Source organism: Mangrovibacterium lignilyticum (assembly GCF_010882175.1).
GTDB lineage: Bacteria > Bacteroidota > Bacteroidia > Bacteroidales > Prolixibacteraceae > Mangrovibacterium > Mangrovibacterium lignilyticum.
The window spans coordinates 1,272,583-1,285,644 of the sequence record NZ_WKLH01000001.1; the positions used below are offsets into that span (position 1 = coordinate 1,272,583).

At 47.6% G+C, this 13,062-nt stretch carries 10 protein-coding genes; 3 read left to right on the plus strand and 7 right to left on the minus strand.

Annotated features, from left to right (window positions below; all coding sequences use genetic code 11):
* Positions 1–49: 49 nt before the first annotated feature.
* The 5 genes from GJV22_RS05225 to GJV22_RS05245 all read right to left on the minus strand — a co-directional run bounded on the left by GJV22_RS05225 (position 50) and on the right by GJV22_RS05245 (position 5,651).
* Entirely contained in the window at positions 50–1,318 is a 1,269-nt protein-coding gene (locus GJV22_RS05225; protein ID WP_163709690.1) for a DEAD/DEAH box helicase, read from the minus strand.
* Between the two features lie 147 nt (positions 1,319–1,465).
* Positions 1,466–2,128: a uracil-DNA glycosylase gene (ung, locus tag GJV22_RS05230; protein ID WP_163709692.1), complete on the minus strand. Its 663-nt coding sequence runs from the start codon at positions 2,126–2,128 to the stop codon at positions 1,466–1,468.
* A gap of 157 nt (positions 2,129–2,285) precedes the next feature.
* Positions 2,286–2,840: a crossover junction endodeoxyribonuclease RuvC gene (gene ruvC / locus GJV22_RS05235; protein ID WP_163709696.1), complete on the minus strand. Its 555-nt coding sequence runs from the start codon at positions 2,838–2,840 to the stop codon at positions 2,286–2,288.
* A gap of 3 nt (positions 2,841–2,843) precedes the next feature.
* Positions 2,844–3,773 carry a DMT family transporter gene (locus GJV22_RS05240; protein WP_163709698.1) on the minus strand — a complete coding sequence of 310 codons (930 nt, stop codon included), beginning with the start codon at positions 3,771–3,773 and terminating at the stop codon, positions 2,844–2,846.
* A complete protein-coding gene (locus tag GJV22_RS05245; RefSeq protein WP_163709704.1) occupies positions 3,774–5,651 on the minus strand; it encodes a tetratricopeptide repeat protein in 1,878 nt (625 codons plus the stop codon).
* A gap of 191 nt (positions 5,652–5,842) precedes the next feature.
* On the opposite strand from GJV22_RS05245, the gene lipA reads away from it, so the two are divergent.
* The 3 genes from lipA to GJV22_RS05260 all read left to right on the plus strand — a co-directional run bounded on the left by lipA (position 5,843) and on the right by GJV22_RS05260 (position 8,403).
* Positions 5,843–6,706, plus strand: a complete 864-nt coding sequence (gene lipA, locus GJV22_RS05250) for a lipoyl synthase (protein WP_163709707.1) — start codon at positions 5,843–5,845, stop codon at positions 6,704–6,706.
* 101 nt (positions 6,707–6,807) lie between these two features.
* Positions 6,808–7,476 (plus strand): lipoyl(octanoyl) transferase LipB, encoded by a 669-nt coding sequence (lipB, locus tag GJV22_RS05255; RefSeq protein WP_163709709.1) that lies wholly within the window; start codon positions 6,808–6,810, stop codon positions 7,474–7,476.
* A 24-nt stretch (positions 7,477–7,500) separates the two neighbouring features.
* A complete protein-coding gene (locus GJV22_RS05260; RefSeq protein ID WP_163709712.1) occupies positions 7,501–8,403 on the plus strand; it encodes a D-hexose-6-phosphate mutarotase in 903 nt (300 codons plus the stop codon).
* Between the two features lie 1,167 nt (positions 8,404–9,570).
* Here the strand turns inward: GJV22_RS05260 and GJV22_RS05265 are convergent.
* Both GJV22_RS05265 and hypD read right to left on the minus strand, forming a co-directional pair.
* Positions 9,571–10,479, minus strand: coding sequence for a glycyl-radical enzyme activating protein (locus GJV22_RS05265; protein WP_163709714.1), 909 nt, complete (start codon positions 10,477–10,479; stop codon positions 9,571–9,573).
* 9 nt (positions 10,480–10,488) lie between these two features.
* Positions 10,489–12,942 carry a trans-4-hydroxy-L-proline dehydratase gene (gene hypD / locus GJV22_RS05270; RefSeq protein WP_163709717.1) on the minus strand — a complete coding sequence of 818 codons (2,454 nt, stop codon included), beginning with the start codon at positions 12,940–12,942 and terminating at the stop codon, positions 10,489–10,491.
* Between the last annotated feature and the right edge of the window lie 120 nt (positions 12,943–13,062).

Genomic DNA, 13,062 nt, shown 5'->3' on the forward strand with positions numbered 1-13,062 from the left:
AGAGCTACCAAATTATTTTGATAGCTCCTCTGTTTTTTAGATCTTATATTTAGCGTCGTCCCCTGTAATTTGGATTTCGCTTATTTCTATTTCCGCCTGCAGGCTTCGAACCGGAATCCCGGAACCTGGATGGTAATTTCGTATTTCCCGATGGTTTCTTCACAAATTCTTCCTCTTCATCGTCCGGGAAGGGATGCTCCGGAATTACCGGTATTTGCTGATTAATAAACCGCTGAATATCGCGCAGGTATGCCCGCTCTTCGACATCGCAAAACGACATCGCCGCTCCGCTTGAAACAGCTCTTCCGGTCCGTCCAATCCGGTGAACGTAAGTTTCCGGAATGTTTGGAAGGTCAAAATTAATCACCAGCGACAACTGATCAATATCAATCCCCCGGGCTGCAATATCTGTTGCCAGCAACACTTTAATCCGACCATCTTTGAAATTGCTCAAGGCCTTCTGACGGGCATTTTGCGATTTATTACCATGGATGGCAGCCGATGCGATTCCAGCCTTATCCAATGCACGAACCACCTTGTCAGCTCCGTGCTTGGTTCTGGTAAATACAATTACCGACTCGTAACTGATCGTCTGCAAAAGGTGAAGCAGTAATTTCGGCTTCCACTTTTTACTTACAAAGTACAGCGACTGCTCTACTTTTTCAGCGGTCGTTTGCTCCGGCTTAATTATTACTTTCTCGGGGTGGTTACCCAGAATTTTACCCGACAGTTCAACAATAGCCGGAGGCATAGTAGCCGAGAAGAATAACGATTGCCGATCGTGCGGCAAGCGTGCAATCAATTTCCGAATATCGTGTACAAATCCCATGTCGAGCATACGATCAGCCTCATCCAATACAAAATGAGCAATGCTTTTCACATTGATAAAACCCTGATCCATCAAGTCGAGCAACCGGCCGGGAGTGGCAATTAAAACATCGACCCCCCGACGTAAGGTCTGTACTTGCGGTTCCTGTTTAACGCCGCCAAAAATGACCGTATTCCGAATCCCGGTATATTTCCCGTAGGTATCAAAACTTTCAGCTATCTGAATAGCCAACTCGCGTGTAGGTGTAACAATCAATGCTTTAATCTTTCGAGGCCCTTTGCTTTGCGGATGGTCCAAATAAAGCTGTTGCAGGATGGGTATGGCAAATGCCGCAGTCTTTCCTGTTCCGGTTTGAGCCGAAGCCAGCAAGTCATTTCCGTTAAGCAATGTGGGTATTGATTGTTCCTGAATTGGAGTTGGGTTGTTGTAGCCCTCTTCTTCGAGTGCCTTACATATGGAATCACAGATTCCTAAATCTTTAAACGTCATCTAATAAATTAAGACCGTAAAGATAATCGAATAAATCGGATATATAAGCCTTTTACAAAACGCGACCCTAACCGCTCCATTCCAGCCATTTACAGACATCTATTCAATATTGAGGCAATTCATCGGGTCAAAAAGCAAGGCCAAAACCTACCATTTCACCGGCGAAAGTTGATGCGAAGCCAGAAATTCATTCGCCTTACTGAAGTGATTATTGCCGAAAAAACCACGACTGGCTGAAAGCGGTGACGGATGAACGGAGGTCAGCACCAAATGTTTGTCGCGATCGATAAATTCACCTTTACGGATGGCATAGCTGCCCCACAAAATAAAAACGACATGCTCTTTTTGCTTATTTATCTGATGAATAACTGCATCGGTAAAATCTTCCCACCCTTTTTTCTGGTGCGAGCCGGCCTGGGTAGCGCGAACAGTCAGGGTGGCATTTAAAAGCAGGACTCCTTGCTGAGCCCAGGCGGTCAAGTTACCGGAAGAAGGGATTGGTTTACCCACATCGCCGTTGAGTTCTTTAAAAATGTTTCGCAGGCTGGGAGGAAAAGTAACGCCATCATTCACCGAAAAACACAAACCATGCGCCTGACCGGGTCCATGGTACGGATCTTGTCCTAAAATAACGACCTTCAGCTGATCGAAAGTACACTGATCGAAAGCATTGAAAATCAATCCTGCCGGAGGAAAAATGGTTTGGGACCGATATTCATCGCGAACAAAAGCAGTCAGCTTCTCAAAATATGGCTTTTCAAATTCTTCCTGTAAAACGCTCTTCCAGCTGTCTTCTATTTTAACATCCATTGGTCATATGTTTTTAGGATGCACTAAAATAGATGAATTGTTTGGAAAGGACAAGGGATAACCAGCCGCAAGCAGAAAGCCACCAACTACAAGTACGGTCATTTGTTGTCATTAAGTTGTCATTTATGCATACGGTAACCGAAGACTGAGACTTCCCCTACTTCACCCGCCCCGGGTTTTTCTTGATAAATTCACCCCAGTTTTTATACCCGGCTTTGGCTACCGGATTTTTCATTTGCAGGTAATGACAAACAGCCACAGCAATCGCATCAGTCGCATCCAATTCAGGTGGAAGGTTTTCAATCTTCATGGTATTCTTCAAAAAATAAGCGACTTGTTCTTTCGCTGCCCGCCCCATACCGGTAATCGACTGCTTGATTTTCAACGGTGCGTATTCAAATACCGGAATGTCGCGCGAAAGTGCAATCCCCATGATAATTCCCTGGGCACGTCCCAGCTTCAGCATGGCCTGAATATCTTTCCCGTAGAATGGTGATTCAATAGCCAACTCATCAGGCATGTATTCATCAATCAATGCCTGTGTGCGTTTAAAAATGTGTTTCAACCGGAGGTAGTGATTGTCGTAGCCGGCGGTTTTCACCACACCAACCTGTAAGATCCGCGGTGTATTGTCTTTCACCTCAATCAGTCCGTAGCCCATCACAATTGTTCCCGGGTCGATGCCTAAAATGCGTTTTCCTTCTAAACTCATGAATTATTGTTTCGATTGCCTCAACCGATTCGCCCGTAACAGTTTGGGGAAACGTAAACGAACTTGCTGAATCAGAATCCCTAAAAGTATAAAACTTAAACCAATAAAGGTGGTTGCGTAGATGGTTTCGTGCAAAATGAAATGAATGAACACCAACGAAATAAAGGGAAATAAAAAGACGAAGTTTCCGGTAACCGCGTTATTTTCACTCTTGTGCAGCGCATAAATCCAGATCACAAAAGTTACGCCCAACTCAAAAAGCCCAACATACACAGCCGACCAGAAAGCGGTTCCGGAAAGCGGGAAGTTGAAAGCGTCGCGTTCAAAAAAGCTATAGCCCAGCAAAAAGATTAGACCAAAAATGAAGTTCCAGGAGAGTACAACCAAGCGATCCCGCTTATCACGGGCATTGAAAATCCAGTACAACGACCAGATAATACTGCTTCCCAAGGCCAACAAAGCTCCCAGTGTATTGGTGCGGGCAAAGCCATCCCATCCACCTTGGGACGAAATAAAGACGACACCGACAAAACTGCAACAAATGGCAACCAGGTTCTTCCAACTCAACTTTTGTCCCAGCAAGGGAACCGACAACAATGCCAATGTCACCGGCCAAACCATATTCAGCGCCTGAGTAACCTGCGCCGGATTTAACGAATAGGCCTTGAACAGAATCAGATAGTAGAAGAAGGGGTTCATAAAGCCCTGAACGGCCGATTTCAGAACTTGCCGGGATGAAGCAGAACGAAACTCAGCCCACTTGCCGGAAAGGAGCATCACGATTAAAAAAAACACCAGCGACACCACCGAAGCCACAAAAATCAACTGGAAAGGTGTAAACACTTGCAAAGCCAGCTTGAAGGCAGTTGCGACAGTTGACCACAACAGCACAGCCAATAAGGCCAACAGAATAGCCGATTTCTGATTCTTCATTTAAAGGAATGTTTTGTTGGCCGGAACATTAGCCTCCGGTTTATCATCAAAATCGCCCCGCAGCTGGCGGAACCAGATTCGCGCCTGTGCCACATGTACACTTCCGGGATGATCTTCCAACAATTTAAGGTAATAGGCTTTTGCCTTTTCCGGATCATTTAATTTGGTGCGGTATAAATCGCCTAACTCAAGCAAGGCATCATCGGCCAATAAATCGTAGGGATATTCAGTGATGATTTGCTCCAAAAACGTAGCAGCCTCCGCCCATTTTCCTTGCTGTTTCATAATGGCAGCCTTGCGGTAATAAATATCGTCCTGCAAACTGTGAAAAGGATACGCTGTTTGCAAGCTATCCAGCACTGCCCAAGCGCTATCAGTCTGATTGCGGAACAACAACAAATCAGCCCGTGCAAACAGTTGCAGCGGAACACTGGTGGTATCCAGATTCATGTTGTTACCAATGAACAGCGCCAATTCCATCGCATCATTGGCAATCAGTTTCGAAGTGCTGGCTTTCAACACATCCAACTGCGCTTTGGCCCACGACATTTCACCCATATAATAGCCCAAACGTGCTTTCTTCATTTTCACCTGGTCGCCCAACTCATTGGTTCTGTTATTCTCGATCACCTGCGAATACAACAGAATCGCTTCATAAACATCGCCCTTCAAAACGTAAACATCGCCCAGTTCGGTCCTCAACTCATCAATTTCAAAGGGTTGCAAACGGGGAACCTCCATGGTAAAATCCAACAGTTCTACTGCTTTATCCGGCCGTTTCAAATCAAAGGCCAGCAAATGTGCATAGTCGAGCATTAAAGTCTGTGTTTCGGCAAGGTAGCCCAGTTCTCCAAAGCATTGTTCAAACTGAACCGAGAGCTCATCAGGGGTCAGAGCACCCTCGGCGTTTGCCCGAAACTGCTGATAGAGCAGATCCATCCGCACCAATTTGGCTTGATAGAAATAGGGCGTTTTCTCCCCCTTTGAGATCAGGTAGTCGTATGATTTTAACGACTCCTCAAATTCATCATTCCGGGCAGCAATACGCGCCAGCTCCATGATCATCGGCGATTCGTCAATTCCCCGCTTATCCAGTGCAATCTGTTGGCGCAAGGCCTGTGTGTAATTTTTTTCCTGCAAAAACAACCAGATCAACAAGCGGTTATAAACAATCACATCCGGATCTTGCTGCATGCGTTTCAGTAACCGCCCCCGAAGTTGCTGACGAAGGGAGTTGTCAACATCCAGGCGAAAAGCACTTTGCACTGCACTTTCCATCCGGTCCAGCGTCTTTTCATCTTGTCGAATCATATCCAGATACACATCAAACATCCGGGTGTAATTCCGCTGATACAGGTAAACACGTCCCAACTCGAACAAAAAACTTTCTTCCGGAATTTTAAGAGGTGCCTGCAAATACAACTGCTCGGCATACCCATATTCACCTTTGGTCAACAAGGTGTTCGATAACCGAATATAATCTCCCCGGGAGGGGGGGACAACTTCCAAAGCCTTCTGCAGCTTTTTGTCTGCTTCATCATCCTCTCCCCGTTTTTTGAGCACAACTGCCCACTGCACATACAGGGTTGCCTGTCTATTGTCTTTTCGCAAAGCCTTTTTGATTTCCTTTTCCGCGTTCTCCAGATCACCGCTTTCAGTCAAACAGGTCAGGTACAAATCGAAGTAATAGCTGCTGCTGGTCGATTCGTAAAGTTCATCGTACAAAACAGCGGCTTTGGCATAGTCACGTCCCTGGTAATATCGGTTGGCCAACTGAGCTTTTGTTACATCAGGCATTTGCTGTGCCGGTGCAACCAGGCTCAAAGTCAGAAACCCGACTACGAAACTGAGATAAATCCAAATTTTATGCTGTTTCATATCCTGCAAAACTAATATTCTTCACCGAGTCCAATACCGAAATCCGGAAGCTTCAACCTAAAATAATCAATTCGCTCGTGCCAACGGCTACAAACAGGCTATTTTTTAGTTTGAAGGTGAAACAAGCGGTTGAATTTCATTCAGCTGAACGGGGATAATTCATTACTTTTACCCGAAAATTACCAAAAATCATGAGTGAAGACACACAGCCTCGGCCTCGTCTGCCACGTTGGATGAAGATGAACATGCCAAAAGGTGAAAGCTACTCGAAAGTAAAAAACCTGGTGGGCAAGCATGGGTTACACACCATTTGCGCCAGCGGCAACTGCCCCAACATTGGCGAATGCTGGAACCGCGGAACCGCAACCTTCATGATTTTAGGCGAGATCTGCACCCGCAACTGCAAGTTTTGCGGCGTAAAAAGCGGTAAGCCACTACCAACCGATCCAGAAGAAGCCAGTCGCGTGGCTGAATCGATTCGCCTCATGCAGCTCAAACATGCCGTGGTCACTTCGGTCGATCGCGATGATTTACCCGATTTAGGTGCTGCAGCCTGGGTGGCAACCATTCGCGAGATTAAGGCTGTCAATCCAACCACCAAGCTCGAGGTGCTGATTCCCGATTTTCAGGGACGAAGAGAATTGATCGAACAGGTGATTGCCACGGAGCCCGAAGTCATCTCGCACAACATGGAAACCGTTGAACGACTCACTCCGCAAATTCGGAGTGTTGCCAAATACCGGCAAAGCCTGGAGGTGTTACGGATCATTGCTGAAAGCGGACGCGTTGCCAAGTCGGGCATTATGCTGGGCCTGGGCGAAACCAGGGAAGAGGTCTTACAAACCATGGACGACCTGCTGCATGTGGGCTGCAAGGTGATGACCATTGGCCAGTACCTGGCACCAACGACGGCTCACCTACCCGTTGTAAACTATATTGAACCCGAACAATTTGAGCAGTACCGAACAATTGGGCTCGAAAAGGGTTTTTCTTTCGTCGAAAGCAGCCCGCTGGTGCGCTCGAGCTACCGCGCCGAAATGCACGCCGAAGCATAGCCAGTTCGCAGTATTCAGTTGCAACAAACGTCCAACGTCTGGATGACAGGCAACTTGAAGCTTGCAGCTTTTGAAATTTGAAACTTGAAATTGAAACACTTATGGCACAATTTACATACGAAGACCTGGGGTTAAAAGAATACAAAGCCTGTTGGGATTACCAGGAAAGTATCCTGGCGGATGTACAGGCAGATAAAAAAGCCAACAATGGCCCAACAGCCCTGAACCGTTTTTTACTGGTCGAACACCCGCACGTTTATACGTTGGGAAAAAGCGGCGACGAGCACAACCTGCTTGTTCACGGCGAGTTTCTGAAAAAGATTGAAGCGACTTTCATCAAGATCAACCGGGGTGGCGACATTACTTATCACGGACCGGGACAGCTGGTTGGCTACCCGATCATCGACCTGGAATACTACCACATCGGGGTACGCGAGTACATCGAGAAGATGGAAGACGCCATTATCGCGACCCTCGCCCACTACGGCATTTCGGCAGGCCGCAATCCGGGTGCTACGGGAGTGTGGCTCGACAGCGACATTCCGGCGAAAGCGCGCAAGATTTGCGCCATTGGCGTGCGCGTGAGCCGCTATGTCACCATGCACGGTTTTGCCCTCAACGTCAATACCGACATGCGTTACTTCAGCTACATTAACCCATGTGGGTTTCTGACTTACGGGGTGACTTCACTGGAGCGCGAGCTGGGCCGCAAAATGGATATGGACGAAGTAAAAGCCGTGGTCATGGAAAAATTCAATGCCATTTATTAATCAACAAACCAAAAATCAATCAACATGATAGACTCAGATGAATTAGATGATAAGTTCGGAATTGAAGGTGAAGTTGGGTTCATGGAAATGGACGGCGAGCTCGTTTTCATCAACGTTTCGAATAAATATGCGGATGCTGACATCTGCCTTTACGGTGCCCATGTGACCAGTTTCCGCCCGGTGCGTACCATGGAAATGTTGTGGATGAGCTCCGAATCGAATTACGAAGAAGGAAAAGCGATTCGTGGCGGTATTCCGGTTTGTTTCCCGTGGTTTGGCCCGCACAAAACAGACAGCAGCCTTCCCCAGCATGGCTTTGCACGCCTGATGTATTGGGATGTGCTGGCAACCAAAAGCCTTCCGAACGGAGAAACGCAGGTTGATCTGATCCTGAAGTCATCGGAAGAAACCAGGAAATACTGGCCATACGACTTTGAAGCGGTGATGCACCTGACGATTGGGACAACACTGACGGTAACCCTGGACGTAAAAAATACATCGGCCGAAAGCTTTGAGTACGGATGTGCGCTGCACAGCTACTTCTTCATCTCGGACATTGCCCACATCGGCATTGAAGGATTGAAAGGATTGAGCTACCTCAACCAGCTGACTGGTGAAACCGGCAAACAAGACGAAGACGTGTTGCAGATCAGCGAACCACTTACCCGCCATTACCAGAATACGGAAACACCGGTGGCCATTGCCGACGAGGGTTTCCGCCGCCGCATCACCATTGAAAAAGCAGGCAGTAAGGTAACAACCGTCTGGAACCCGGCCGAAGAAGCTTGCGCCGGAATGGGCGACATGCCCGATGATGGTTTTGCCAACTTTGTATGTGTTGAAGCAACTGCTTCGTTCGACTACATGATCACTGTTGCCCCCGGAGAAAGCTTCCAAACATCGCAGGTGTTTGGCGTAGAAGAATAAAAATAAGATCTCAGATATTTCTAAAGCTCCGGTCTCTCAAAGGCTGGAGCTTTTAATTTCACTGCAAGCTTCCTCCACTCCTCCGCAAAGGGCGCAAACCCTTCTGCAAGCTTCGCAGACCTAATCGCAAAAGTCGGAAACCCTCCCGCAAGAGATTAAAATGCTATCGCAAGAGCCGGAAGCTCTCTCGCAAAAGATGCATATTCTCCTGTAAGAGATAAACTCTCCTATTAAAGAGTGAGAACCTCTCCTGTAAGAGATAGATTCTCCTCTGCAAAATACGCAGACGCCATCGCAAGAGACGCGAATGCTCCTGCAAACTATGCAGACGCTTCTGCACAATCCGCGAAAACATCCGGAAGACCTGCAAAACGTAAAGCTCGTTCAAATGGATCAGCCTAAGAGACTGTCAATAGTGTCCTTTCAATTGCCACATCCTTGTCTTTCAACATCAATAAACAGGAAACCCGATAGCCCAATTGGGAAGTTTCGTAAATTGTTAAGAGTTACGAATCATGCATGAGCGAGAAATTTCAAAATAGATACAGGATACCTTCAACACGGCTGCGGCATTGGGATTACGGCAGTATTGCGGCCTATTTTGTACTCATTTGCACACAAAACAGAGAACAGATCGGGATTGAAAAAATGCAGGCATCAGTGATCGGTACCATGCCGCAACAATGTTGACTGGAAATCCCGAATCATTTCCCCTCTGTGGTGTTGGACGAATTCATTGTCATGCCAAACCATGTGCGCGGGATTATTGTCATCCAAAAAACCGATCCGGATACCATTGACGTCCGTGTAGAGGCGTAAAATTTTGCGCCTCTACCATCCCACAATCAATTTGGTCCCCAACCGCAAAATTTGACATCCATTATTCGCGGGTTCAAAATTGGCGTAACCAATTACGCCAGGAAACATCAAATCCGATTTGCCTGGCAACCGCGGTACCACGATCACATCATCCGCAACGATGAACCGTTTGAACGAATCCGACATTATATTGCAACCAATCCTGAAAATTGGCAGACGGATAAATATCTTCGGTAGTCCTTAGAGACGCGCTATTTTCCGCTTCTACATACAAAACAAAAAAAACCTTCGCCTATTCCCTATAACAGGAAGACGAAGGTTTTTGGATTTATATCAGAACGATTTCTTCTATCCTCCAACAGTGGTTTTTATCCCCTGATCTGCAAAAATTTGTTGAGCCAGTTGCATCATTTCCTCCGAAGGAGTTCGCAATTCACCGGGTTCATAGTTAGACCCCAACTTTTGGTGCTTATTCCTCGCAATATCGTGATAGGCCAACAGGTTTACCTCCTTACGTGCCCAAGGTATTGAAGCCAGAAAAGCGGCTTCGTTGCGCAACGTTTCTTCATCGGCATTCACCCCGTCAATGAAAGGGATCCGGATAATGAAGTCGCTGCCATTTTCGGCCAATACCCGAATGTTTTGCAGGATCTGCTCATTGGGAACGCCCGTGTATTTCCGATGCACATCAGAATCCCAGGCTTTCAGATCGACCAAAAACAGCTCGGTTCGTTTGGCCACTTCGAGCACCAGCTCTTTTTTGGCAAACAGCGTGGTATCGACCACCCGATGAATATCCCGCTCCCCGCAACGGTCGAGTAGGTCAATCAGCTTTTCGCGATGCATCAGCGGCTCTCCTCCCGAGAATGTCACTCCCCCTTCGGAATGATCGAAGAAGATTGTCTCGCGTTCGATGATGCGCATCAGCTCCGACGTTTGGTACTCACGCCCCGACATCTCGCTGGCTTTGGTCGGACAAACCTCCGCACATTTGCCGCACAGGGTGCAGCGTTCTACATCGGTTACAATCCCGTCGGGTGTTAGTTTCAGCGCATCGTAAGGGCAAATTTCGATACACTTCACTGCCCCGATACATTTGTTTGCCGTGTACATTTTCTGGGCGTGATCGAGCATACTTTCCGGGTTATGACACCACACACACGACAGCGGACATCCTTTGAAAAAGATGGTCACCCGAATGCCCGGCCCGTCGTTAATGGCGTATTTTTTAATGTCGAAAATCAGACCTTTTCCCATCGTTGCTGCTTAAAACGATTCATTTTCGGTCCGGTCGATCACTTCCTGCTGCAGGTCCTCGTTCATGTGGTTGAAATAATCGCTGTAACCGGCCATGCGTACCAACAGATCTTTGTAATCTTCGGGGCACGCCTGCGCAGCCAGCAAGGTCGCAGTATCCACAATGTTGAACTGAATATGATGACCTCCCAGCGAGAAATAACTACGAATGAGCTTACTCAATTTCGTGATGTCTTCATCGCGTTTCAACAAACTAGGCAGAAAACGTTGATTCAGCAAAGTACCACCCGACTTGGTCTGGTCGATTTTAGTGAGTGAACGAATCACAGCCGACGGGCCATTCACATCGCAACCATGCGAAGGTGAAGTACCATCGGAAATCGATTTAAAAGCGAGACGACCGTTTGGCGTGGCGCCCATCACTTTCCCGAAATATACATGGCAAGTGGTCGACAACATATTCAGGTGAAATGTTTCGCCCTTGGTATTTGGTTTGCCGTCGATGGCAGCAAACAGGTCGTTGTAAACCTGCACCGCAATGCTGTCGGCCTGTTCGTCATCGTTGCCGAAAAACGGCGTGTTATTCAGTATTGTTTGGCGCAGAATTTCTTCGCCTTCGAAGTTTTTCGATACCGCCTCTAGAATGGTATTCATGTCGAAGGTCTTTGCGTCAAACACATGTTTCTTCAGCGTACTCAAACTGTCAGTTACCGTTCCCAAGCCGGTACACTGAATGTAGTTGGTGTTGTAGCGTGGACCGGCATCGTAATAGTCGCGGCCTTTGACAATACAATCGTCCATCAGCACCGACAACAGCGGAGCCGGAGCGTATTTGGCAAACATCCGGTCGATGTAGTTGCTCACGCGTATTTTCTGATCAACGATAAAGTTGAGCTGTTTCAGGAAGGCCTGGTACAACTCGTCAAAAGATTTGAACCCGCGTGGATCACCGGTTTCAATCCCGGCTTTCTTACCGGTCACCGGATCAATCCCGTTATTTAATGTCACTTCCAGTACCTTCGGAACATTCAGGTAGCCGGTCAGGATGTAGGCTTCTTTTCCGAAAGCGCCCACTTCTATACAACCGCTGCATCCACCTTCGCGGGCATCTTCCAGCGATTTACCTTGCCGCAACAATTCCATGACATACACATCGGGGTTGAAAACCGACGGGTAACCATGTCCCTGACGGATAACCTTGCAGCCAGCCTTCAGAAAACGTTCGGGTGTGCGCGCACTGATGTGAATGGAACTTCCCGGCTGCAGGATGTGCAGCTCTTCGATGATTTCGAGCATAACGTACGAAAGCTCGCTCGTTCCATCCGATCCATCGCGACGAACACCACCAATATTGATGTTGGTGAAATCGTTATAAGTGCCGCTTTCACGGGCTGTGATACCTACTTTGGGCGGAGCCGGGTGGTTATTAACTTTAATCCAGAAACAGCACAACAACTCTTTGGCCTGGTCGCGCGACAATGTTCCCGCTTCCAGTTCCTGGTTGTAAAAAGGTTCTAAATGTTGGTCGAAGTGTCCGGGGTTCATGGCATCCCAACCGTTCAGCTCGGTGATGGTTCCCAGGTGCATAAACCAGTACATCTGAATCGCTTCATGGAAGGTACGCGGTGCATGAGCAGGTACCCAACGACACACCTCGGCAATCTTCAGCAACTCGGCATGACGCTTCGGGTCCTTTTCAGTCAGGGCTTGCTCCTCTGCCAAATCAGCATGTCGCTCTGCAAAAACAATTGCTGCATCGCAGGAGATCGCCATCGCTTTCAGTTCTTCCAGCTTATCCGTCGCTTCCGGATCGTTCATAAAGTCCAACCGATCGATATGCGCCTGAATATCCTTTTTAAAGTCAAGGAGTCCTTTCCGGTAAATCTTGCCGTCGAGGGCGGTGTGCCCGGGTGCGCGTTGCTCCATGAACTCGGTAAACAAACCAGCTTCATAAGCGGCACTCCACTCGCTTGGCACATAGTTGAAGATCCGCTCACGCATGGTCCGGCCTTCCCAATAAGGAATCACCTCTTTTGCGTAAGTATCGATATCCTCTTGTGAAATGGTGTATCGTTGCAGTTCACGGGTATTCAGCACATTCAAATCCTCAACGCTGTGGCAAGTCAGCTCTGGAAAAGTCGGCACGCATTTCGGTTTCGGCCCGCGCTCGCCAACAATCAGTTCACCTTCGCCCAGGTAGATGGCTTTTTGTTTGCAAATCTCCATGTAGTTCAAAGCCCGCATAACAGGAATGGAATACTTGCCGGCATTGGCTTTGTAAAAGGCGGTTTCAATCAAAGCGCGCTCAATATCGAGCGAAGGCTCGGTATCGACACTTAACGCGCGCAGTTGCTGAATGCGGTCGTTCAACAGGGTTCCCGGCCCCAGCGAAAGATGATCTTTGAAATTACTTTCGGAGCCGGCTGTTCGCTCCGGACTTTTATGTTGGATGCTTGTGTTCATTGTTGTAATGGTTGGTCTGCGGAAAGTTATAATCCTAAAAATCCTTTATTCACGCTACTCGCGAACAAAGTGTATTACGTTCTAAATTGACAAAGAGGAAGTCTCCTGTTTCTGATACGC

What these genes read in the sequence shown, in the direction of transcription:
- GJV22_RS05245 (WP_163709704.1), bottom strand. Translation starts at nt 5,651, where the DNA reads ATGAAACAGCATAAAATTTGGATTTATCTCAGTTTCGTAGTCGGGTTT.
- GJV22_RS05260 (WP_163709712.1), top strand. Translation starts at nt 7,501, where the DNA reads ATGATAGACTCAGATGAATTAGATGATAAGTTCGGAATTGAAGGTGAA.
- GJV22_RS05240 (WP_163709698.1), bottom strand. Translation starts at nt 3,773, where the DNA reads ATGAAGAATCAGAAATCGGCTATTCTGTTGGCCTTATTGGCTGTGCTG.
- GJV22_RS05265 (WP_163709714.1), bottom strand. Translation starts at nt 10,479, where the DNA reads ATGGGAAAAGGTCTGATTTTCGACATTAAAAAATACGCCATTAACGAC.
- lipB (WP_163709709.1), top strand. Translation starts at nt 6,808, where the DNA reads ATGGCACAATTTACATACGAAGACCTGGGGTTAAAAGAATACAAAGCC.
- ruvC (WP_163709696.1), bottom strand. Translation starts at nt 2,840, where the DNA reads ATGAGTTTAGAAGGAAAACGCATTTTAGGCATCGACCCGGGAACAATT.
- ung (WP_163709692.1), bottom strand. Translation starts at nt 2,128, where the DNA reads ATGGATGTTAAAATAGAAGACAGCTGGAAGAGCGTTTTACAGGAAGAA.
- GJV22_RS05225 (WP_163709690.1), bottom strand. Translation starts at nt 1,318, where the DNA reads ATGACGTTTAAAGATTTAGGAATCTGTGATTCCATATGTAAGGCACTC.
- lipA (WP_163709707.1), top strand. Translation starts at nt 5,843, where the DNA reads ATGAGTGAAGACACACAGCCTCGGCCTCGTCTGCCACGTTGGATGAAG.
- hypD (WP_163709717.1), bottom strand. Translation starts at nt 12,942, where the DNA reads ATGAACACAAGCATCCAACATAAAAGTCCGGAGCGAACAGCCGGCTCC.